Raw genomic sequence first — 22,107 nt, 5'->3', positions numbered from 1 at the left:
TCTAATCCATCTTATACATTTTTTATATAATATTCTGACATGCATATCCAACACATTCAATGATTCATATCATTACAGTTTAACACATTAGGTCCATGCCCACATAAATGCATCCCGATCCCAGGCGATCTGCCCACGATGAAGCTTACGGAAGGCCTTCTTCACTTCCTTGGACAAGGATGCATTGCCGTTCTCGTTCACAAAAACAAACTCTTCGCCAAAATGGGTCTTCACATATTCTATGGCAGCTTCCTGATGAAGTGTTCCTGTGAATTTAATCTCCTGTACCATCCATTCTGCTACGCCTTGTGCTGTCTTCTCCACTATATCACCTACTGTTTGAATCTAATGTACGGATAGGCAGACCTCGTATCACGAACATAACTGTCTTCCCGCCAGACTGAAGTATACCATGATCTCACTGCTGACGGGAAACGTTAGGATACTACTTCCAAGCAATACCTTTAGTGAACAACCGTATTGTCCTGCTCACTTGTATTGGAAGGAATCGTCGAATGGGTTCGATTGCTCCATACTAACCAGGCACAATATGCAATCAGTACTGCAAGTATAAACAGATCATAGGGAAGTGTTCCTGTGTCCTCCAGGTCATTCCCGAGGAATTGAATCAGATTATGTATGAAATGAAACAAAATAAGCGGTACGATATTTCCGTTCTTCAGCATTAATAATGCCAGTGCAGCTCCCAGAAGCAGCGCATAGACCAATTGCATGATCGTATCCGTCATATTTTGACCAGACAATGCATTCAGCAAATGTGTAATTGAAAACAAGATGCTGGAGGTGACGACTGCGGCCACTGCACTTTTTCGAAGCAATGTTTTGAAAATAAGCCCCCGATAGATCGTTTCTTCAACAAAGGCCACGAGCAAGGTAAAATAGATAAAAAAGACCACCCGTGACAAGCTCAGCTCTCCAAATCCTTTCAGAGAAATTGTACCCAGTACAAGGAGTAGTGGAATATAATACTTTGCGTGCCCAGCTGGGATACTTCTCAAAGATCGAAATCCGGTCTCTCCCCACTTGCGTCTTAACGTCAGATAGATGATCAGCACAATTGCGATAGGTGTAAAGGAAATGAGCACGGGAGAAGTGTAGTCGAGTTGTTTTATCGTGGCAATGGCCCCTGCAGCAAATACGGCTAACAGGAGAAGTAGCTCAATAATCACGACGGTGAGCACAGGTTTTCGCTCAGAAAAGGAATGTTTTGGCTCGGATTGCGGGTTAACCATACATTTGCCTACCTCATTTCATTTGCTTTTTTTCGTCTTTATATGAACATATATGCCAATGTAGTTGTAACATATCACGAGCACAATGAATATTCCTATCATGGATAAAAATATAAAAGTAACAAAAAAGAGACTTATCCTGACTGCATTTCCCCTAAAATCAGGTATGGCTTATACCTTCATCTGTCCATTATAGTATTACAAGAGTTTAAAGCTGCAGGGGTGCGGCGACTCTTCAACGTCATATATCTATGAAGCATCCATTAACCGATAGTTTCACAATGCATAATGAAATCAGGGGGATACTATGAGAGCATTCTTTCAGCGCTGGGGGCATTTACTGGCTATTCTGTGCATACCGCTCCAAGGCTCAATTTACGTTTTTTTAGGTAGCAACACGGGTAGTGATGTATTCTACAATTATGCTTGGATTGACACACAGATTCCTTTTATCAAAGAATTTATTTATCCATACATTAGTTGGATGCCCATTCTGTATCTCGGATTTCTCTATCTGGGTCTGACAAACAAGTCGCTATTCTGGCGCACGTTAATTACCTATAATATTGGGGTGATGGCTGCCAATGTCTGTTTTGCGGTGTTCCCCACTCATGTGCCACGCCCGGTGATCGGCGGAACCGATCTAAGCAGCGTGTTAGTACAGTTTATCTATACCAACGATGCGCCTTTCAATTGTTTCCCAAGTGTTCACGTTCTGACCAGCTACTTGCTGTTTATTATGATTAACAGACACTTGAACTTCAAACCTTTGGCACGCATCTCTTGGTCAGTGTGGCTGTGGTTGATTATTGCTTCAACGGTGTTTGTAAAGCAGCATTCCTTGCTGGACATCGCCGGAGGCATTTTGTTTGCGGAGGCCGCGTATTGGACTGTACATGTCTTTGCTCTTCGTCTTGGGCAGGCACGAAAAAAGGGCAAGCAATCACTCACAGCATCTAATTCAAGCAGTCATGTTTAACAGCATCTATATATGTAGCAGGTGGGATGATAATTCTGTTATACAGCAAAAGAGGGCCTGAGCCCTCTTTTTTTGTACTCATTTAATTAAACCTACTTATATAGAAGAACTTATTAGGGTTGGGCTACACGTTTCATATTATAGGCGGGCGTTCATGGAGCAGATCGGATGGTGGACTTCCCGTTATACGCTTAAATATGCGGTAAAAATAAGACAGGTCCCGGTAGCCTAGAAATTCGGCAATTTCCTGGATGGAGAGTTGTGACTCCGTGAGCAGGTATATGGCTCGTTTCATCCGCTGATCATGGACATACTGACTGATGGTCTGATTCGTCATGCTTTTGAATAATGCAGCAGCATAATTGGGAGTCTTGTTGATCTCGTCCCCGAGTTCTTCCTTTGTCACTTTCTCCCGATAATGCCGCTCAATATACCGCTTCATCCGTTCAACATGATTATGTCTCTCCGGCGTAATGACTCCCCGATCTAACTCCCTGTTAATATAAATCAACACTTCCATCAATAAGGCTTGACTCATCATGACATAATAAGACGGACGCTCCTGCCATTGTTGATGAATAGCGCTCATGCGTTGATGGATCAGTTCGTAACATCCAGGTTTATGGCGCAAAGCCTCATACCGTTCGAGCGCAGGTAGAGTTTCTGAATGATTTCGTTGCAATTGAATTACAATCTGTGTGTGCGTTACTGTTGGAATACTCTTGCCGTAATATGGGACGCCACCTGGAATGAGGAGCAATTCCCCCTTTTCCATGATCTGTTTATCACCGTTCACCCAATATACACATTTTCCATAAGTAACCAAGCTAAGTCGCCAGGTTTGTTGAGATTGCACAGCTTCTTCGTACCAACCAACACCATTAATATGCCGTACTTCAAGTGGAGTGAACATAACACACCTCATTATCGGACTATACTCTAATCATTGTACTATAGTTCATACCCTGATTCGACAGAAAACGCTACAATACACATATAAGCTTAAATATGAGGAGGAAATTAGCATGTTAAAAACAAAAATTATTTGTACCATGGGACCTGCTTGTGACTCAATCGAATTGCTGAAAGTAATGATTCAGGAAGGTATGACTGTTGCTCGTCTGAACATGGCTCATGGCGAACTGGAAGATCACGTTACACGGATTAACAATATCCGCAAAGCAGCTTCCGAACTGAACACCTATGTACCGATCATGATGGACATCAAAGGGCCTGAAGTACGTATTGGCAAACTGAAAGAAGCATCTTGCCATCTGCAAGCAGGTAAAGAGCTGATCCTGACTACCGAAGAAATTCTCGGTGACGCTGAGCGTATCTCGGTAAACTATCCAGAACTGAACCTCGTTGTGAAACCTGGCGATCGTATCCTCATCGATGATGGTCTCGTAGATCTGACTGTACTGTCTGTGGAAGGATCCGATATCCATTGTAAAATCATCAGTGGCGGCATTCTCAAACCACGCAAAGGAGTTAACTTGCCAGGAATCAAAACGACATTGCCAGGTGTAACCGAGCGTGACGTTATGCACATCGGATTTGGGATTGAAAACGATATCGAAATTATCGCAGCATCCTTTGTTCGTAAAGGCGACGACATCCGTGAAATCCGCAGCATTTTGAAAGAACGCGGTGTAGAGCACGTACAGATCATCTCCAAAATCGAAAACCAGGAAGGTATGACGAACCTGGACGATATTATTGAAGCATCTGACGGTATCATGGTTGCTCGTGGAGACCTCGGGGTTGAAGTACCGATCGAAGATGTGCCAATGATGCAAAAAGAAATGATCGACAAATGTAACCGTGCGGGTAAACCAGTTATCGTAGCTACTCACATGCTGGAGTCCATGCAAGTGAACCCACGCCCTACTCGTTCCGAGGTAAGTGACGTAGCTAACGCTGTACTTCAAGGTGCTGACGTTGTGATGTTGTCCGGTGAATCGGCTGCTGGTAAATATCCGGTACAATCCGTGCGCACGATGGCTGCAGTTGCACGCCGTGCTGAAACAATGATCGATTACAAAGAGCAATTCGCACAAAAATCGGCTCAACAGATCGCTGATATTACTGAAGTTATCAGTCAGGGCGCAGTAAGTTCTTCCCTCGTACTGAATGCAAAAGCAATCATCACTTCGACTGAGAGTGGATTCACAGCACGTATGATCTCCAAATATCGTCCAAAAGCGCCAATCATCGCAGTTACGCAACATGAAGAAGTACTGGCGAAAATCTGCCTGCTCTCCGGTGTCATTCCGGTTATGGGCGACAAAGTAACCACTACGGATGAAATGTTCGAGTCCGCTACACGTAACGCAATCAAAACAGGTTACATCGAAAAAGGCGACATCATTGTATTGTCCGCTGGTGTTCCAATCGGTCAATCCGGTAATACAAACCTGATCAAAGTTCAACAAGTCTAAATTCACTAACTGAAACTGGAGCTATACATCTTCGCTATATATAGATATGCAAAAAATCCACCGAGGGCAGAAATGCATCCCGGTGGATTTTTTTTGTTGATGATGTGTGCCAATGATCGTGATGTTACAACAAACGGCTTCAAGATTATAGATTTCGCGAGTAATCAACCAGATCCTGTGACATGGTGTTGATCTCATCCATTGAAGCATTCACCTGCTGTGTCAGGGCAGCCTGATTTTGCGTTAACGTAGACATATTACCGATATGTTCAAGAATCTGATCAATCAGTGTTTTCATCTTCTGCATGCTGTCTTCGATATTGACTGTGGCCTCTGAACTGTGATCAGCCAGTTTCCGGACTTCCCCCGCAACGACGCCAAATCCCAGTCCCAGCTCTCCCGCACGTGCAGCTTCAATCGCTGCATTCAACCCCAGCAGATTGGTCTGACTAGCAATCTCTCGTATAAACGCAGTGATATTCTGTGTATCATCCGCACTGCTCTTCACTTGAATGGCTGCATCGGCAGACAACTCCTGTGCAGTAACCAGATCCTGTGCCTGATCGGTGATTGAGTTGATTCCACGTACCATCTCGCCAATGGACTCGGATAATTGTTTGGTTTTCAGATTCATGGCTTCCATGATCTGTTCCTTATTCTTCTCATGTGTTACATCTCGAATGGTTCCAGCTACACGGAGCGGTACTCCATCCTGATCCCGAATGGTCTCCCCACCCGCGTGATACCAGCGATACTCCCCGTCTTTGCGTTGCAGACGATAATCCAGATCGTACGGGGTACGACCACTGTAATCGTTCATATGTCTGGCGAATTCATTGATCGTCCGATCATGGTCCTCCGGATGAAGTCTGCTGCTCCAGCTACTGAACACATTCGGGAAATCCTGCTCGTCTTTAAACCCTAATTCTCTACGGAACTGGGGTGACCACCAAAATTCATTATTCGGATTCACCACATCGCCAGCCACAACGGTCATATCCCATGGTGCCTCCACCAAGGCACGGTTAACAAGATCATATCGGGTGACGAGTGCTTCCAGCTCATCAGACTTGCTCTTCTCGTCATGAATATCAAACATGATGCCCAGAAGTTTGACCGGAACGCCAGCCTGATTTCGGATGACTTGTCCAAGGCATCTGAACCAGCGAATTTCTCCACTTTTTGTAATCATACGGCTGATGACATTATAGGCAGTTGTTGCTCTTCTGTCATTCACATGACTCATAATCTCCTGCACCAGTTGGGGTCTGTCATCCGGATATACCGATTTGGCCCAGCTTGCAAATGTATTAGGGAAATCCTTGGAATTATCAAATCCTAACATTTGGCGGAATTCATTCGAAAATGCCACGACATTATTGTTATCCAGCGGATCACCGGCAACAATGTCAGATTCCCATAATCCTACATTCATTGCCTGATTCAGCATTCTAAGACGCATTTCCACGGCTTCGTTTTGTGCTTTCATCATATGTACTGCTTTTTTGATGTTACTAGCTATTTCATCATTTTCCGGAAATTCAATGCCATCTTCAATCCATGCGTTATAATCGCCCTTTTCTGCATTTGCTACGAGTTTACGACTATACTCCAGTAACTTTTGATGTGCATCTATACGAATTGGTTTGGTAGATTCAGTACGTTTACGAAACATGTTCATTTCTCCTCTTAGGTCATATGATATATATTTCGACATTATCAGACATTAAATGTAGAGCAATAGTCTTAAATTTGTATAAAAAAACAAGAACCATTGCTGAATCAGCACCGGTTCTTATATTAGATTGCTTTTATTTTTTTATGATAATTAATCTCAAATGATGTCTCATACCAGCTACCAGCCAAAATTCAATGTTTTCCCCGTTTCCACCCATGTTTTGATGCTGCTTAGAATCATCCACCAGCTGCTCTGTGCATTCGCAAAGGAAGGATGGTTATCTGTAAATTGATCATTAATCAGTGTCAGCTTCGTACACTCCCCCACAGTCTCCAACTGGAAGACCACCCTGGATTGAAGATCGGCATGATTGGCATGGTACGACGGTCCAGGATGCTCTTGATAACTAAGTCTGGACAGTGGTTCAAATTCCAAGATATCTCCGTACACATGTACAGTCTCCGCACCATCATTACCCGGCCCTACATAAGCAAATGGCTGACCTGGTTGGAAATTAGTGCGAAGTTCACTACCGAAAAAGCTGTTCCGTGTGCCGTCTGGTGATATTAGAGCATTCCACACATCTTCAAGTCCTGCATTGATATAGAATTCATATTTCAGTTCCATGGACTCACTCCCTTTAAGTATTGGACACGCGATCTACCCACCTCGCACTCCTATCCTACCGTTATACCCCAAAGGCCGTATTGTAAAAACGCGACAACAGGTCATATCGATAAAGATATTTATCACTCATGGAATTTTTATATCATTACTAAAACGGGTTTCGCCCATATATAGTCCTTTTCCAGAAGATCAGATATACTAAACTGGAATGAAATAACAGGTTTTGTTCAATGTAATAGGATGCAGAAAGGAATTGAAACATGAGCCAATCAACGAATATCATGGGTATCCCCTTTCCCAATGTAACGATGAATCAAACTGTTGCAATCCTAGGTGAAGTCGTAGGTCAGGAAAGAAATGAACTATTCCATGTCATCACAGGCAATCCCGAGATTGTGATGTCCTGTCAGAAAAATGCCTATCTTCGCCAAGTCGTCGATCAAGCCGGGTTGGTTACAGCTGACGGTGCTGGCATTGTGATGGTATCCCGTTTGCGGGGCGGACAATTGACTGAACGGGTAACCGGTTGTGATCTGCTGTTTCGTTTATTGGAGGAAGGTGATCAAAAATGCTGGTCATTCTATATGCTAGGAGCAGAGGAAAGCGTAAGTGAACAGGCCGTGAAAGTCATTGCTCAGCGTTATCCGGGAGTCGTCGTAAAAGGCAGACACCATGGTTTTTTCCAGGCAGATGAGGAACAACAGATTGTGGAAGAGATTCGTACTGCTCAACCAGACTTTCTTATCGTTGCTCTTGGCGCCCCCCAAGCAGAACACTGGATTAACAAGTATCGCCATCAATTGAACGCTCGTGTAGCCATAGGTGTTGGGGGCAGTCTCGATATCCTCGCTGGCAAAACCAAACGTGCCCCTGCGATATGGCAGAAGCTTAACCTGGAATGGCTCTATCGCCTTCTCAGTCAACCTTCAAGATGGCGCAGGCAACTCATTTTACCCCGTTTTGCAGTGCGGGCATTGTTGTTCCGAGAACCTAAATAATGTGAGATGAGCAGGAGGAATGATTCGGATGAAACAGGTAGAACAAGGAGACAGACCAAGTATGGGCCTGCTGAATCTGAATGAAGGTGATCATAAGTATCAACTGACACGCCATGCTCCTTCCGAAGCACTTCGCCCTTTTGTTAAACATTACTGGATCGTATCCTGGGATCTGACGGGACTTGAACCGTATCCCCAACATGTCGTGCCTAACCCCTGTGTCAATCTGGTTGTGGAACGGAACCATACGTTTTTCTTCGGTCCATCCGGACGTAAATTCTCCTATCTTGTGAGTGGGAAAGGTCGTGTATTTGGCGTGAAATTCAAGCCAGGAGGCTTTTATCCCTTCCTCCGGGTTCCTGTCTCATCCTTGTACGGACAGCCGATGAATGTATCCAATATTCTTGACGTCACAGCGGAATCCTTGGAAGACCGGCTTCTTGGGGCGGGGGATGATGCGGATAAAACCAGTTACATTGACCAGCTATTATGTACACACCTTCCTGCTGAAGATGCTCAAGCAAGAATGGTTAACGATATTGTGCAACAGATTGAACAGAACCGGGAGATGCTGAGAGTAAATGATCTCTCTTCCTATTGGAATATGCATACCCGAAAGCTTCAACGCCTGTTCAATCAGTATGTGGGCATCGGACCCAAAACCGTAATTAAGTTGTATCGTCTGCAAAATGCTGCGGAATTGATGGACCGCGGTCTTCACTGTGACCTGATTAAGCTATCCCAGGACCTTGGATATCATGACCAATCCCATTTTATCCGAGATTTCAAATCTATTATTGGCAGTACACCAGAGGAGTACTACCACTCTAGACATCCGAATGGTGAGCGCCGGGGCCTGATCAAATAGGACCTGTCCTGAACATCAGGACAGGCGAATGACCTCTATGGTGTCCCCCGTATGGATTACACCTTCCCGCTCAACCGAGCACACAATCCCACGTTTTTTGCGAGCCGCAGGCACGAATTTTTTACGCAAACCGTCCTGTTTGTAGAATTGTTCAATCATTTTCCCCGGATGTACACAGGGGAGGTTCTCCCCTTCACATATTAACCCTGTCCCGTTCGGAAATAAAAGCCGCGTTCCAGCAGGCAGTTCCGTCAATCGATCAATGCCACGGACCAGTATGTTGGCACCCAGCCACTCTGGACGCACTTCAGGAATATTCATTTTCTCTGCAATAAGAGCACATTCTTCTTCGGACACAATACTGATCTGGCGGCGATTCGCAATGGGTGTACCGCGCTTGTAGATTTTCTGACGTGAGTCCGCTGGACGAAGCAGACCATAATGACGGTCACCCGGAATTCCCGCAAGCTCAATATCGATAAAGGGGACAACTCGGGTCAAAAATGTGGATGGATCATCAGCCAGCAAGACAAATTGAACCGTTCCCATAGTAATCTCCTCCCTTTCCTCAGCAATATCACTTTCTTTATTGTTCATTATTACCCAGTGAATGGATTGCCGACAATCGGCGTATGCTTACCTTTGTACAAATCTTTATTTTTAACATTATAACTCAATTGGAAAATGATACGCATTTTAAATAATACACAATTAAATTGTTATAAATTAATTTTACTCTTTCCGTTCTCGTTGCAAACATTTATACTAGGATGGACAAGTAAATAAATTACATATAGAAAGCAAGGTGTTTCCATTGATTAGCATCATTTTTGTAGCTCTTGTAGCTGTCGAACACTTCTATATCATGGTGATGGAGATGTTCATGTGGACTCGACCACGCACAATGAAAACCTTCAATCTCACGCCGGAATTCGCCAAATCCACCAAATCGCTCGCGGCCAATCAAGGCCTTTACAATGGATTTCTTGCGGCAGGTCTGATCTGGGGACTCGTATATCCGGATGCTGCCGTTGGACAGCATATTCAGATTTTCTTCCTGGCGTGTGTGATTATCGCGGCTCTGTATGGAGGAGCAACGTCTTCACGGTCGATCATCATCAAACAAGGATTGCCTGCGATCATTGCATTGTTGCTGGTCCTGTTCCTGTAATTTCCTGTCGATAGGTGCATTGCTGCGATTCATCTTAACTCCGTTATGGTAAGGTGGTGAATAGATAGCAGTGTACAATGACCAGAATCAATCTGGGATCGGAAGGAGAACATGTCATGGGATTGTTTGATAAGCTTCGGCGACGCAAAAAGGAAAAGGTGCCTGCAAGTGGTGCTGTCGAATCCACGAATTACAGTGAGACCATCGTGGGTTTTGTCCTGCTGGAGCGTGACGATTGTGATTTTGACCTCTTCATCAGAAATATGAAGAACGAATGGAATATTGAGATTGAGGAACGACCGGAGGAGGGCAATCTTTTTTTCGAAGTGAATGGAATGCAGGTGGTATGCGCTCATATTGCCGTGCCTGTACCAGATCGTGAAGTTGAGGAGAATGCCAGGCTAAACATCCTTTGGCGAGAAGCGGAGCAAGTTACCTCACGGCATCAGTCTCAGATTATTGTTTCGGTTCTGAACGCAACCAATGCAATTGAAGGACATGTTCTGTTCACTCAAACAGCGAGTGCCTTGTTACAGTTGGATCACGCGCTGGCAATATACATGGCCCCCCTTGTCGTGGAAGCCAGTCAGTATGTCGAAACCAGCCGTGGGATCAAACATGATGAGTTGCCCGTCTCGCTCTGGATTTTCATCGGATTATTTCAAAATGCCGAAGGCGCTTCAGCTTATACTTACGGACTACGTAACTTTGGAAAAGAAGAGATGGAGATTATACAATCGTCTGAAGCCTTAAGCGATGTATTTGAGATGATGTTCATGACCACAACGTATGTGGTTGAAAACGACGTCACACTGCATGATGGGGAGACACTCGGTTTCTCGGCAGAACAAAAGCTAAGCATTTCCCTATCCAAAGGTGTAGCAACGGAAGGTAACAGTTTGAAGATTGGCTTCTAACTGACGCAGGATTTTCACTTTATCATGTTACAATTATTGAAGCCATCCGGAGTTCATCCTCTGGATGGCTTTTAGCTATTCAATCTCCTGCCAATGACGATATGAGAACAATCCCTGAATTTAACTTCGCTAGGAAAAAGTAGTCCATAAGAACCACTATATTATGATTTCAGTTTTCATTCTCGTTATAAAAGGGTATAATTAATAGGCTTATAGTCTCATATATTACATATTATTTTATAATCGAGGAGTTGCCTACATGTCTGTTAGACGTTTGGATTCAACTAAACCTATTATTGAAATTATCTGGGAAGGTATTGTTACTCCTGAACATGTCGAACAAGCGAATAAAGAAATTCAGAGAATAGCGGCGCAATTGGGAAATTCGTTTGATGTGCTCGTGGACATGAGAACGATGAAGGCATTTCCTCAGGATACCAAAGAAAAAATTGTGGAGCATCAGAAATTACTGCTAGATTGGGGTATGAAGCGGGCTAGTGTGGCTGTAGGCGGTGCGATCGCCAAAATGCAATTGAATCGAATTTCCAAGGAATCAGCGCATCAGACGGAATTCCAATGGGAAACGTATGACGAGGCTTTGGCATTTTTGTTGAAATAAATTGAGGTATTACAACGTGAGTTCAAAGAAATATGTAATATGTATGTGCTTCACGTAAAAAAAGGGCGTTTCCCATGAGGAAGCGCCTTTATTATGCAGGAATACTTTGCTTACCCTTGTTTTCTTACTTTATAGAACGATCGCTTATCCTTTAAGATTTCGAAGTACTCACTCGTACCATCGTTACCGATGTACCACAGAGGCCTTTCTCCACAAACCCTGACCGCCTATACAAGCGAATCGCTTGGTTATCGGGATCAACACTGAGGGAGATTGCTTCAATTCCCCTCCGTTCCACCTCATCTAATGCGCTCTGAAGCAGTAAGGTACCTACTCCTTTTCCACGTGCATCTTGTGTTACAGCCATCCCCATCTCTGGCGTAGCTGCATTCACATAACCGTATCCCGCATTCTGATCCGTATAGAATCGTAATGTTATTGAACCTAATCTTCGGTTATGTTGGTCAACTGCAATATATCCGAAGTCTCCTTCCCTTCCCCATTCTTCAACGTATTTGGACAGTTCAGGTGTATGAACACTTTCGATTGGGAGAGGTTCATCATTTTCTCGTGTATGCAGGGATGCGTATAACATCTCCCACAGAAAAGGGATATCTTCTTCCTCAATCGGACGGACATGATAGTTGGTCACGGTCTTGTTTGCTCCTCCTTCAGTTTTTCAAATAGGCGTTCCATCTCATTCAGGCTAAACTCATTAGTAATCTCGTATTCTTCCAGATTATCTCTTGTTTTCGCCTCGCTGTAGATTGAGAGGGAATGTTCATTATAGAAGGTCAGTCCGAATCGATCGGTAAAGCGACCTTCTTTGTTAATGGTAACTCGCCACTCGTAGTAATGCGGATTCCTTTCGGAAACGTGCAATTCCCGAACCTTTTTAAGTTCAACATCCTTTAACAACTTCAGCATATCCCTAATCTCGTTGGGATCTGTGATCGTCACTTCATCCTCATCATTATTCGGATCTGCACTTGAAACTTTTCTAATGGTCAGTCGATCCAAGCGATCCAGCATGCTCATATGATCTGTCACCTCAGCTCGAAACGTCGTATGTTTACTGGGGATGTACATCGCATATTGACCAGAGGTATACATACGCGCCGCAATAGCTGCAACAACAATAATTGCAGCGACACCCATAATTATCTTAATTCTTTTAATCATAACTCTCCCTCCACACACCACAAAACATATATAAAATGGTAATTAATGATACTTTCCAGTATATCATCATACTTCTTCTCTTCCATAGTTATTCTTATTTACTGCTGCTATGCAATCGATAATGTTTTGTTATACTATGTTATTCTCTCAATACCACTAGTAGCTAAAATAATAATTTAAAATGTACGTCAATAAGCCGCGTTCACCCATAGGGCGAGCGCGGCTTATCTGTTATTTTGTTACCGTACATGTTCAGAATGTGAGGTCAAACGATATCCGGATCTCCACACAGGGATATGACGCATATCAACTTGGACTGACGCCTTGTTAGGTTACATCGAAACAACCTAATTTTATCAGCGCAATACGCGGCCTGCCGAGTCTCTGATAACCAGCTCAGGCTTCAGCACAATCTTCTGCGGTTCTTTACGCTCATCCTTTAACTCTTCTATCAACAGGTCTACAGCGCGATGCCCCAGTTCTTCAATTGGTTGGGCTACAGTCGTAAGCGGTGGACTGGTTACCGAGGCTAGAATGGTGTTATCAAACCCGATAATCGACACATCCTCTGGCACACGTAGCCCCAGCTCTTTGGCTGCCTGAAGAGCACCGATGGCCTGAATGTCATTACAACAGAACAAACCTGTTGGGTGATCGTCCTCACGGAGCAGCAGTAGCGCCTCTTTTTTGGCCGAACTCAAGTCAGCTGCGGATTCTCGGATCTGAGTCGGTTCCAACGTATAACCTGCCTTAATCAATGCTTCACGGAATCCGCGTACACGTTCCTGACTGCTGCTGACTTTGGACGGTTCCGACAATACCGCTACACGGGTGTGCCCAAGTTCAAGCAGATGCTCCGCTGCGAGTGCCCCGCCGAGTATGTCGTCAATGGTGACCGTATGTACGGACAGGGATGGCATATGACGGGCAATCAGAGCAACAGGTATCGATTGTTGCAGGAGGGGAGATAAAATTTCGGCATTATCGATCCCGGTTCCGATCATCATGCCATCGACCCTTTTTTGCTGGAGCAGGTTCAGGTAACGCTCTACCCGCTCGTCCTTATTATCCGTACTGCAGATGACCACGCTGTAGCCCAATTGACGGCTACGATCCTCCACCGCTCTGGCGAGTTCTGCAAAATACGGATTTGAGATGTCCGGTACGAGCAGCCCCAATGTATACGTCTGCTTGCCTGTAAGTGCAGCTGCGATTGCGCTGGGTTGATAGTGAAGGCGTTCCATGATCTCCATAATCTCCGCGCGCCGTTTCTCGCTGATCTTGCCTTTGCCATTAATGACCTGCGAGACGGTTGCAATGGATACCCCCGCCTCGCGTGCTATATCGTATATGGTTGCTTTCATTGTTTTTTCCCCATTTTTGCTATATATAAATTGCGTTATACATGAGTCAATTTCATGATACCTTTAGCTGCTTCAATCAAGGCTAAGTTACAGAAATCCATTTTTAGTGAGTTATGAAATTGATTCGCATACATCATTGTTCTCTTCTCATTATGCAGGGGGAAGTCTGCATACGCAACCTGAAGTGAGCACAATCTGCGTAGCATGAACTGTTTTACTTTTTCATCAACCACTCATGGTCAGGGTCGTTATGGAATTTCCAAGTTCGGGTTGGGCCAGCCATAACGTTCAGATAGTAGACCTCATACCCCGGAGGGGCACCTACCGGATGATATCCGTCTGGAACAAGCACCACTTCGCCATTCTTCACTGCCAACGTCTCATCTACAGAGCGATCATCCGTGTATATGCGCTGAATGGCAAACCCCTGCTCAGGCTGTACACGGAAATAATACGTCTCTTCCAGCAAAGATTCATCCGGAAGTGCGTCCCGATCATGCTTATGTGGCGGATAACTAGACCAATGCCCATCTGGTGTGAACACCTCAACAACGAGCAGACTGTCCGCTTCCTTTTGTTCCGGCAAAATGTTATGAATCTGGCGTTCCAGATTGCCATACCCTCTCGCCTCTACCCCTACATCTTCAGGTGCAATAAGACGAGCCGGGTACGTGCCTTTACCGGGTGCAACACATATAGCGATTTCCAGTTCGGTACGTGCTGTGATCTGCACTTGATCGGAAGTTGAGACGTAGACTGAATACGGCGGAATTTTCTCGAAAACACTCATTCTTTTTCCGATATTATCCCATGTATGCTCGCGGGTACTTACATTGGCGAAACCACTGAGAAGCACCACACAGAGTTCCTGATCACCGCTCTCACGGGTTAGCGTCTCCCCTTCTGCCAACTTCGCTACCTGAAATCCAACATATTCCCACCCGGCCGACTCCGGTGTTACGTTGATAAGTGTACCGTCTCCCTCCGGGTTGACCACGGGTTTCACAATACGTTCTGACATCTTGCTATCCACTCCTTTCTGTAGTCATCCACAACAATCTGAACCTTATAAAAAAACAAAACTTGGACTTATTCATGCGCTCTATCCAGAAAAAGTGACTTTAATCATCCACTTATGGCGTTGCCGTTTGCGATTCCAGGGACAACCCAGGGACTTCACTCAGCTTCACAGGTCTTCCCCGCTCCATGGACATTTTTGCTGCCAGCGCAATTCGCTCTGCCTGTACTGCATCGTGGCCATCTACGATAACGGGTGTATCGTGGATGATCGCATCGATAAAGAGAGCTGTCTCCTGCACATACGCTTCATTGTAACGTTCCAGGAAAAAGTGTAACGGTTTGTCGCGCATTAGCCCGGCCGCTGTACTGATCTCAGCCGTATTCGGATGGTCATTCGCCGCTGCGGCGCTGCCCATTGAACCAAATACTTCTACACGCTGGTCATACCCGTATACAGCCTGACGGCTGTTATCAATAACACCAATCGCCCCGTTGGCAAACGTCATCGTTACAATTGCCGTATCCACATCGCCATGTTCTGCAAAGACCGGATTGATCAACACATTGCCCTGAGCGTAGACTTCTTCCACTTCACTTCCTGACAGATAACGGGCCATATCAAAATCGTGGATCATCATGTCCATGAAGATCCCGCCAGACACCCGGATATACTCCGCAGGTGGTGGAGACGGGTCGCGAGACGTAATTTTGATAATATGCGGATCACCAATCGTACCATCCTGCACATGAGCACGTACCCGTCTGAAGTTGTGATCGAAACGGCGGTTAAACCCGATTTGCAGCTTCACGCCCGCCTTCTGAACCGCTGCTACAGCCGCTTGGGTCTGTGCCAGATTCATACTGACTGGCTTCTCGCAAAAGATATGTTTGCCTGCCTTGGCGGCCTGTTCGATCAGCGGCACATGTGTATCTGTTGAAGAACAGATCAGCACCGCGTCTACATTAGGCATCGAGATCAACTGACTGCTATCCGTTGTTACAACAGGGATGCCACGTGTGGAGGCCCATGCCTCCAATTCAGGACCTGCAAACAAGTCACTGATTCCCACAATCTCGGCATGCGGGTTACGCAGGAGATTGTCTGCATGAATTTTGCCGATCCGTCCAGCACCGATGATGCCAATTCTCACTTTGTCCTTGCCCATTACGTTATCCTCCCTATGTGCGTCCATATGGGCTGAGCGTTCCCCTTAGCCCGAGTTATGCTCTGGTTGTTACCAGCGCGCCGTTACCATCTTCTTGCGAGTGTAGAATTCAACACCATCCGTACCATTGGCATGCAGATCACCATAGAAGGACTTTTTCCAACCGGAAAACGGGAAAAATGCCATTGGTGCAGGTACGCCCAGGTTAATACCCAACATGCCCGCATCAATTGTCTCACGGAATTGACGCATACTTGCCCCGCTGCGGGTAAACAGACACGCACCATTAGCAAAATCGGAACGGTTTGCCAGCTCAACGGCTTCCTCCAGGGTAGATACTCTTGCCACCGAAAGCACTGGAGCAAAGATCTCATCCTGCCAGATTTTCATATTACTCTCCACTTGGTCGAATACCGTTGGCCCTACAAAATAACCCGAACCATCTGTCGCCTGATCCTTACGTCCATCCCGAATTAATGCCGCACCTTCCTGCTCTCCGGATTCAATGTAACCGAGTGTACGCTCTTTATGTGGTCCACGGATAACAGGACCGAGGAACACGCCCTCATCCATACCATTACCAATGGTAATACGATCTGCTGCTTCCACCAGTTTTTGTACCAGTTCATCAGCCACATCACCCACAGCCACAACAACTGAACATGCCATACAGCGTTCCCCTGCTGAGCCAAAGGCTGCACTCGTAATTTCTTTTACCGTTAGATCCAGATCGGCGTCCGGCATAACGATGGAGTGGTTTTTGGCACCCGCGAGTGCCTGTACCCGTTTGCCATGCTTGGATGCAGTGGTATAGACGTATTCAGCTACAGGTTGTGATCCGACAAAGGAGATCGCTTGAACATCCTTATGTTCCAGCAGACCGTTCACGACATCATGTGCACCGTGTACAATGTTGAGCACGCCATCCGGAAGCCCTGCTTCCTTGAACAGCTCTGCCAGGCGGCCTGCAAGGAGCGGTGTACGCTCGGACGGTTTCAGGACAAAGGTGTTACCGCATGCAATAGCCAGCGGGAACATCCAGCACGGCACCATCATCGGGAAGTTGAACGGGGTAATTCCCCCAATAACTCCGATTGGGTAACGATACATGCCTGACTCCAGTCCTGTCGCGATATCAGGCAGTTGTTTACCCATCATCAGATTCGGGGCACCTGCCGCGAACTCGACACACTCAATGCCACGCAGTACCTCACCATACGCTTCGGCGTAGCTTTTGCCGTTCTCCAGCGTTACCAGGCGGGCGAGCTCTTCCCAGTGTTCGACCAGCAACTGCTGGTATCGGAACAGAATACGTGCACGGCGTGGAACCGGTGTGCCGCTCCAGGACTTGAACGCTTCCCGTGCCGTCTGTACAGCCAGATCTACGTCCGCTTGTTCAGACAGTGGCACATGTGCAATGACCTCTTCTGTAGCCGGATTCACAACCGGCTCGGTACGGGTTGCCGCTGGGGTCACCCAGGCACCCCCAATCCAGTTTTTTACCATTGTGGCTGTTGCAGACGCTTCAGAAATCCCTTTTCCCATAGCCCTGTCTCCCTTCGCTTATGTGTGATCCCTTATGTTCAACTGATATTAGTGATGTTGATCTGTATGAGCGTGTTATTCAAAGTATTGCAATCTGCTTCAGAGCGCGGTAATCTCGCCCCGATTGCAACGTTCGATGTAATCATTCACCTGTTCTACCGTTGGCATCGCATCCGAACAGCTATGGCTCGAAATAACGATACTTGCTGCGCCGCTGCCGTACGCCATACTGCGCTCAATCGTCCAGCCCTGCATCAACCCATACAGGAACCCGGCTGCGTAGGAGTCGCCTGCCCCGAACGTTTTGACTACTTTTGCCGGATAGCTGTCCGCACGGTGGGAAAGCCCTTCACGCGTATAAGCAATGGACCCCTCCTTACCGTGTTTAATGACAACGATCTTCGCTGAGAAATCAAACCATTTCTGTGCAGTCACCTGATCACTATGATCCGGATTATGGTCAAATGTCTCCATCATGTCGAACTCTTCGCGTGTGCCCAGGATGATATCGCATTTCTCGGCTGCAAGGTTATAATAGACCGCTGTCTCTTCGTCCGATGTCCAGGTGTATGGGCGATAGTCCAGATCAAACACAATAACGGTTCCATGTTTTTTCGCATACGTTAGTGCCTGTAATACGGCTTCACGGGATGGGCTCTGCGCGAGGGCCGTGCCTGAGATTAGCAGCACTTTAGAGTCAGCAATTAACTGTTCCTGCACCTCTTGTGCCCGTAATAACAGATCCGCTACATTGTCCCGGTACATTAAAATACTGCAATCGGTTGGGCTCTTGATTTCGGTAAAAGCAAGCCCTGTCACCGCTCCGGTATCATCCGTGACCACGTTTGATGTGTCGATGCCGTTCTTCTCCAGATAGCTATGGATGAATCGACCCATCTGGTCATTCGCGATCTTACCGATAAAAGCTGTCTCCATACCCAGTCTAGACATGCCTATCGTAATATTGGCCGGCGATCCGCCAACATACTTCGTGAACGTCATCGTCTCTTCCATCGGGCGATTGATCTCATTGGCGTTCAAGTCGATGCACAAGCGACCAATCGCGGTGAAATCCTTCTTCCTGGATACCGGAAAGGATACGTAAGTCATTGCATGTGAGCCCCTTTCTGTGGTGGGATATTACTTGTTGCATATGGATATCTAGACTAGTTACTCATTCCATTGGTGAGGACTCGTAAACATCTAGAATAGGTCAGGTTTATTTTCCAATTGGAACGTTATACTCTTGCTAACCTTCTTCCTTTTCACTTCATGAGTATGGTCCTCTCCCCATCGCTACTTCTGTATTAGCTGTGTTGGTATAAGGACTCCATATAGCTCAAGGATCGCTTGGCATACTCATACGGGTTATGAATCGCAGGGTCCTGCTCTCCTTCAAGCATCGCCCAACCATCGTACCCTCGTGTGATCAGTTCTTGCAGAATTGGCTCAAAATCAATGCATCCATCCCCTGGTACGGTGAACACGCCTCTGCGAATACAACCGACAAAGTCAGACTGCTCCGCGCGTGCTTCATCCAGCACATGAGGGCGGATATCTTTCAGATGGATATAGGCAATCCGATCATAATGTTTGCGCAGCAGTTCCAGCGGATTGGCTCCGCCATAGTAGGCATGACCTGTATCATAGAGCAGATATACGAGAGACGGGTCCGTCAACTCCATCAGTCGATCAATCTCATCCGGTTGCTCGACCACTGTGCCTCCATGATGATGGTACGTAAGCTTCAACCCGTGTTCATGGGCGATAGCTCCTGCCTCGTTCAACCCTTCAGCAAGAATATGCCATTCCGATTCGCTGAGTCTAAGCACTTCTTTTTCATGCGGAGTTCGTCTTGGATCAAAATGAAGTGACCCACCTACCTCTGCCGTACTGATCACCTTACTGCCCATAGATTGAAGAAATTCCGCATGTCTGCGATAACTGTCCAGCTCCGACTGACGATATGCCGGGTCGGAGAACAGTACGGATTTCCACTGAGAGATCAGCTTGATATTCCTTTTGCTCAATTCCTCACGCAGTATAGCGGGATCAGTTGGATATTTACGTCCCATCTCTGTACCTGTCAGCCCAAGGCGCTGAATGTCATCCAGAATCTGCGCACACGTTGTCGTATCACCATGCTCTTTCACATCTTCACCGACCCAATTGATCGGATGTATCCCAAGCTGGAATGGCAGCTTGCTCATTGCTCCACGTCTCCTTTGTCGTTCAGCATGTATGGTTCACTTGGAATGCAGTGCTCTTAGTTTCAATATATAGATAAATACGTCCACCGATTTATACCGTGAGGAGTACAAATAATGCTTTATTTTAGAAAAATGCTCTGAAAAAATGCTCTATTAAATCAGATTAAATAAGTCTTGCTTTGGCTCGGTTGGCTTGCATGGTGTGATGAGCATGAACTACCTTTTCTTCGGCAGATACTTCTGGCACTCCTACATTCCACCAAGACTCGTATCCACTTGCGTTGGTTCCAGGCACGACCGGAATCTCAATCAACGTACTCACCGTTTCGTTCTTCGCATCTCGAAGTGCCTGTTCCAGCTGTTCTGCTGTCTCCGCTCTATAGGATTTGGCTCCCATGCTTCGGGCATGTGCAGCAAAGTCTATTGGCATGTAATCCCCGGTTAGTCGTCCACTCTCGGATTCCCGATAACGGAACTCATTGCCGAAACCGTCACTACCATGTTCTCGCTGCAAATTATGAATACACTGGAATCCATTGTTGTTGAATAATAGAACGGTCATCTTCTTCTGTTCCTGCAAGCTGGTCACAAACTCTGAATGCAACATCAGATAACTGCCATCACCGACCATGGCGTATACTTCACGATCTGGCTCGGCAAGTGCTGCTCCGAACGCTCCACTCACCTCGTACCCCATGCAGGAGAATCCATACTCCATGTGATACGTCTTTGGTTCAGCCGCACGCCACAGACGATGCAGGTCTCCTGGCAGACTGCCTGCCGCACACACAATAACGGAAGATGGATCAATGGTCCGATTAACTATGCCAACTGCCGTGGTCTGTGCCAGCCCTGCTTCATGCTGTGCTCCATACAGCCGATCTACTTCTGCATTCCACTCAGTACGGAGATCAGCGATTTCGGATGCGCCATATGCACTACGGTATTGTCTTTCCTGCAATTCCTTCTGCAAAGCATGCAATCCTTCGCGTGCATCTGCCAGAATGGCTTCTCCGCCTAACTTGGCGGCGTCCATACCGTTCAGGTTGATGTTGATGAATGAAGCTTCCGGATGCTGAAAAGCAGAGCGGGACGCCGTCGTAAAATCGGAGAAACGAGTACCGACGCCGATCACCACATCCGCTTCTCTCGCCAGCCTGTTAGCTGCCAGAGAGCCGGTAACCCCGATGGCCCCCACATTCAGTGGGTGGTCCCAAGAGACTGCGCTCTTGCCCGCCTGCGTCTCGGCGATCGGAATGCCAAATGCCTCGGCGAACTCCACGAGTTGAACGGACGCCTCAGAGTACAACACACCGCCGCCTGCAACGAGAAGCGGCTTTCTGCCACGGGCAATCTGCTCCGTTGCCCGTTCAATCGCTGCTTGGACCGGGGGGCGACGGTCCAGATAATGCACTTTGCGGGCAAAGAATGATTCCGGGTAATCGTACGCTTCTGCCTGTACGTCCTGCGGCAGTGCGAGTGTTACCGCTCCTGTCTCTGCTGGATCAGTTAGTACACGCATGGCCTGTGTAGCAGCAATCATCAACTGTTCGGGACGAACAATACGATCCCAATACTTGCTTACGGCTTTGAATGGATCAGTGGCTGAGATCGTGTAATCACTGCTCACTTCCAACTGCTGAAGTACCGGGTCCGGTTCCCGCGTAGCAAAGTTATCTCCAGGCAGCAATAAAACCGGAATCCGGTTCACCGTTGCGGTAGCTGCCGCTGTAATCATATTTAAAGCACCAGGTCCAATGGATGTTGTACATGCATAGATCTGTCTACGGTTCTTCTGCTTGGCATAGGCTGCTGCCGTATGCACCATACCTTGTTCGTTCTTGCCTTGCATATACCTCAGGCTTCCCGGACTGCGCTCCAGCGCTTCTCCAATGCCTGTTACGTTGCCATGTCCAAAAATACCGATGATTCCCTTCACGAACTTGGTTTCCACCCCGTCAACCGAGATATATTGCTGATCCAGATATCGAAGCAGTGCCTGAGCCATCGTTAATCTAATTGTATTCATGAATTTGATCGCCTTCCTTTCCTTTACGGGTTAAGCGCTT

22 protein-coding genes are annotated in these 22,107 nt (G+C 46.5%); 7 read left to right on the top strand and 15 right to left on the bottom strand.

The window, feature by feature from the left end; all coding sequences use genetic code 11:
• Positions 1–87 precede the first annotated feature (87 nt).
• Together MKZ12_RS01625 and MKZ12_RS01620 are read right to left on the bottom strand one after the other, a co-directional pair.
• Complete coding sequence (locus MKZ12_RS01625; RefSeq protein WP_339258395.1) at positions 88–324, bottom strand: hypothetical protein; 237 nt, start codon at positions 322–324, stop codon at positions 88–90.
• 140 nt (positions 325–464) lie between these two features.
• Positions 465–1,253 carry a CPBP family intramembrane glutamic endopeptidase gene (locus MKZ12_RS01620; protein WP_339258394.1) on the bottom strand — a complete coding sequence of 263 codons (789 nt, stop codon included), beginning with the start codon at positions 1,251–1,253 and terminating at the stop codon, positions 465–467.
• 307 nt (positions 1,254–1,560) lie between these two features.
• Between MKZ12_RS01620 and MKZ12_RS01615 the strand changes: the two genes are divergently transcribed.
• A complete protein-coding gene (locus tag MKZ12_RS01615) occupies positions 1,561–2,232 on the top strand; it encodes a phosphatase PAP2 family protein (RefSeq protein ID WP_339258392.1) in 672 nt (223 codons plus the stop codon).
• A 133-nt stretch (positions 2,233–2,365) separates the two neighbouring features.
• Here MKZ12_RS01615 and MKZ12_RS01610 read toward each other — a convergent pair whose 3' ends face one another.
• Positions 2,366–3,145, bottom strand: coding sequence for an AraC family transcriptional regulator (locus tag MKZ12_RS01610; protein WP_339258390.1), 780 nt, complete (start codon positions 3,143–3,145; stop codon positions 2,366–2,368).
• Between the two features lie 112 nt (positions 3,146–3,257).
• Between MKZ12_RS01610 and pyk the strand changes: the two genes are divergently transcribed.
• Entirely contained in the window at positions 3,258–4,673 is a 1,416-nt protein-coding gene (gene pyk / locus MKZ12_RS01605) for a pyruvate kinase (RefSeq protein WP_339239141.1), read from the top strand.
• A 145-nt stretch (positions 4,674–4,818) separates the two neighbouring features.
• Here pyk and MKZ12_RS01600 read toward each other — a convergent pair whose 3' ends face one another.
• Positions 4,819–6,348, bottom strand: a complete 1,530-nt coding sequence (locus MKZ12_RS01600; RefSeq protein ID WP_339258388.1) for a PAS domain-containing protein — start codon at positions 6,346–6,348, stop codon at positions 4,819–4,821.
• Positions 6,349–6,528: 180 nt separating this feature from the next.
• On the bottom strand, positions 6,529–6,978 hold the full coding sequence (locus MKZ12_RS01595) for an SRPBCC family protein (RefSeq protein WP_339258386.1): 450 nt from the start codon (positions 6,976–6,978) through the stop codon (positions 6,529–6,531).
• Between the two features lie 260 nt (positions 6,979–7,238).
• Between MKZ12_RS01595 and MKZ12_RS01590 the strand changes: the two genes are divergently transcribed.
• Entirely contained in the window at positions 7,239–7,976 is a 738-nt protein-coding gene (locus MKZ12_RS01590; RefSeq protein ID WP_339258384.1) for a WecB/TagA/CpsF family glycosyltransferase, read from the top strand.
• A 28-nt stretch (positions 7,977–8,004) separates the two neighbouring features.
• A complete protein-coding gene (locus MKZ12_RS01585) occupies positions 8,005–8,844 on the top strand; it encodes a helix-turn-helix domain-containing protein (protein ID WP_339258382.1) in 840 nt (279 codons plus the stop codon).
• A 15-nt stretch (positions 8,845–8,859) separates the two neighbouring features.
• Here the strand turns inward: MKZ12_RS01585 and MKZ12_RS01580 are convergent, their stop codons facing one another.
• Complete coding sequence (locus tag MKZ12_RS01580; RefSeq protein WP_339239136.1) at positions 8,860–9,393, bottom strand: MOSC domain-containing protein; 534 nt, start codon at positions 9,391–9,393, stop codon at positions 8,860–8,862.
• Between the two features lie 265 nt (positions 9,394–9,658).
• Between MKZ12_RS01580 and MKZ12_RS01575 the strand changes: the two genes are divergently transcribed.
• From MKZ12_RS01575 to MKZ12_RS01565, 3 genes are all read left to right on the top strand, one after another.
• Positions 9,659–10,015, top strand: coding sequence for a DUF1304 domain-containing protein (locus tag MKZ12_RS01575; RefSeq protein WP_036608019.1), 357 nt, complete (start codon positions 9,659–9,661; stop codon positions 10,013–10,015).
• A gap of 116 nt (positions 10,016–10,131) precedes the next feature.
• On the top strand, positions 10,132–10,932 hold the full coding sequence (locus MKZ12_RS01570) for a DUF4261 domain-containing protein (protein ID WP_339258380.1): 801 nt from the start codon (positions 10,132–10,134) through the stop codon (positions 10,930–10,932).
• Positions 10,933–11,191: 259 nt separating this feature from the next.
• Positions 11,192–11,551 carry a hypothetical protein gene (locus MKZ12_RS01565; protein WP_339239134.1) on the top strand — a complete coding sequence of 120 codons (360 nt, stop codon included), beginning with the start codon at positions 11,192–11,194 and terminating at the stop codon, positions 11,549–11,551.
• Positions 11,552–11,702: 151 nt separating this feature from the next.
• Here MKZ12_RS01565 and MKZ12_RS01560 read toward each other — a convergent pair whose 3' ends face one another.
• From MKZ12_RS01560 to iolD, 9 genes are all read right to left on the bottom strand, one after another.
• Positions 11,703–12,203 (bottom strand): GNAT family N-acetyltransferase, encoded by a 501-nt coding sequence (locus MKZ12_RS01560; RefSeq protein WP_339239133.1) that lies wholly within the window; start codon positions 12,201–12,203, stop codon positions 11,703–11,705.
• Positions 12,200–12,733 (bottom strand): hypothetical protein, encoded by a 534-nt coding sequence (locus MKZ12_RS01555; RefSeq protein WP_339239132.1) that lies wholly within the window; start codon positions 12,731–12,733, stop codon positions 12,200–12,202. Before MKZ12_RS01555 ends, MKZ12_RS01560 begins: the two co-directional genes overlap by 4 nt.
• A gap of 356 nt (positions 12,734–13,089) precedes the next feature.
• A complete protein-coding gene (locus MKZ12_RS01550) occupies positions 13,090–14,097 on the bottom strand; it encodes a LacI family DNA-binding transcriptional regulator (protein WP_339239131.1) in 1,008 nt (335 codons plus the stop codon).
• Positions 14,098–14,311: 214 nt separating this feature from the next.
• A complete protein-coding gene (iolB, locus tag MKZ12_RS01545; protein WP_074093115.1) occupies positions 14,312–15,118 on the bottom strand; it encodes a 5-deoxy-glucuronate isomerase in 807 nt (268 codons plus the stop codon).
• 112 nt (positions 15,119–15,230) lie between these two features.
• Positions 15,231–16,283 (bottom strand): inositol 2-dehydrogenase, encoded by a 1,053-nt coding sequence (iolG, locus tag MKZ12_RS01540; protein ID WP_339258378.1) that lies wholly within the window; start codon positions 16,281–16,283, stop codon positions 15,231–15,233.
• 69 nt (positions 16,284–16,352) lie between these two features.
• Positions 16,353–17,828 (bottom strand): CoA-acylating methylmalonate-semialdehyde dehydrogenase, encoded by a 1,476-nt coding sequence (locus MKZ12_RS01535; RefSeq protein WP_339258377.1) that lies wholly within the window; start codon positions 17,826–17,828, stop codon positions 16,353–16,355.
• A 99-nt stretch (positions 17,829–17,927) separates the two neighbouring features.
• A complete protein-coding gene (iolC, locus tag MKZ12_RS01530) occupies positions 17,928–18,938 on the bottom strand; it encodes a 5-dehydro-2-deoxygluconokinase (RefSeq protein ID WP_339258375.1) in 1,011 nt (336 codons plus the stop codon).
• Positions 18,939–19,135: 197 nt separating this feature from the next.
• On the bottom strand, positions 19,136–20,038 hold the full coding sequence (iolE, locus tag MKZ12_RS01525) for a myo-inosose-2 dehydratase (protein ID WP_339258374.1): 903 nt from the start codon (positions 20,036–20,038) through the stop codon (positions 19,136–19,138).
• 163 nt (positions 20,039–20,201) lie between these two features.
• Positions 20,202–22,067: a 3D-(3,5/4)-trihydroxycyclohexane-1,2-dione acylhydrolase (decyclizing) gene (gene iolD, locus MKZ12_RS01520; RefSeq protein ID WP_339258372.1), complete on the bottom strand. Its 1,866-nt coding sequence runs from the start codon at positions 22,065–22,067 to the stop codon at positions 20,202–20,204.
• Between the last annotated feature and the right edge of the window lie 40 nt (positions 22,068–22,107).

The sequence above is a fragment of the Paenibacillus sp. FSL R5-0713 genome (assembly GCF_037973325.1).
In the GTDB taxonomy this organism is placed as follows: domain Bacteria; phylum Bacillota; class Bacilli; order Paenibacillales; family Paenibacillaceae; genus Paenibacillus.
The sequence above is the reverse complement of the archived record's forward strand: the minus strand, read 5'-3'. Positions and strand labels throughout refer to the sequence as shown.

Coding starts and splice junctions, on each gene's coding strand:
- MKZ12_RS01620 (WP_339258394.1), bottom strand. CDS start 1,253: ATGGTTAACCCGCAATCCGAGCCAAAACATTCCTTTTCTGAGCGAAAA.
- MKZ12_RS01615 (WP_339258392.1), top strand. CDS start 1,561: ATGAGAGCATTCTTTCAGCGCTGGGGGCATTTACTGGCTATTCTGTGC.
- MKZ12_RS01610 (WP_339258390.1), bottom strand. CDS start 3,145: ATGTTCACTCCACTTGAAGTACGGCATATTAATGGTGTTGGTTGGTAC.
- pyk (WP_339239141.1), top strand. CDS start 3,258: ATGTTAAAAACAAAAATTATTTGTACCATGGGACCTGCTTGTGACTCA.
- MKZ12_RS01600 (WP_339258388.1), bottom strand. CDS start 6,348: ATGTTTCGTAAACGTACTGAATCTACCAAACCAATTCGTATAGATGCA.
- MKZ12_RS01595 (WP_339258386.1), bottom strand. CDS start 6,978: ATGGAACTGAAATATGAATTCTATATCAATGCAGGACTTGAAGATGTG.
- MKZ12_RS01590 (WP_339258384.1), top strand. CDS start 7,239: ATGAGCCAATCAACGAATATCATGGGTATCCCCTTTCCCAATGTAACG.
- MKZ12_RS01585 (WP_339258382.1), top strand. CDS start 8,005: ATGAAACAGGTAGAACAAGGAGACAGACCAAGTATGGGCCTGCTGAAT.
- MKZ12_RS01580 (WP_339239136.1), bottom strand. CDS start 9,393: ATGGGAACGGTTCAATTTGTCTTGCTGGCTGATGATCCATCCACATTT.
- MKZ12_RS01570 (WP_339258380.1), top strand. CDS start 10,132: ATGGGATTGTTTGATAAGCTTCGGCGACGCAAAAAGGAAAAGGTGCCT.
- MKZ12_RS01565 (WP_339239134.1), top strand. CDS start 11,192: ATGTCTGTTAGACGTTTGGATTCAACTAAACCTATTATTGAAATTATC.
- MKZ12_RS01555 (WP_339239132.1), bottom strand. CDS start 12,733: ATGATTAAAAGAATTAAGATAATTATGGGTGTCGCTGCAATTATTGTT.
- MKZ12_RS01550 (WP_339239131.1), bottom strand. CDS start 14,097: ATGAAAGCAACCATATACGATATAGCACGCGAGGCGGGGGTATCCATT.
- iolB (WP_074093115.1), bottom strand. CDS start 15,118: ATGTCAGAACGTATTGTGAAACCCGTGGTCAACCCGGAGGGAGACGGT.
- iolG (WP_339258378.1), bottom strand. CDS start 16,283: ATGGGCAAGGACAAAGTGAGAATTGGCATCATCGGTGCTGGACGGATC.
- MKZ12_RS01535 (WP_339258377.1), bottom strand. CDS start 17,828: ATGGGAAAAGGGATTTCTGAAGCGTCTGCAACAGCCACAATGGTAAAA.
- iolC (WP_339258375.1), bottom strand. CDS start 18,938: ATGACTTACGTATCCTTTCCGGTATCCAGGAAGAAGGATTTCACCGCG.
- iolE (WP_339258374.1), bottom strand. CDS start 20,038: ATGAGCAAGCTGCCATTCCAGCTTGGGATACATCCGATCAATTGGGTC.
- iolD (WP_339258372.1), bottom strand. CDS start 22,067: ATGAATACAATTAGATTAACGATGGCTCAGGCACTGCTTCGATATCTG.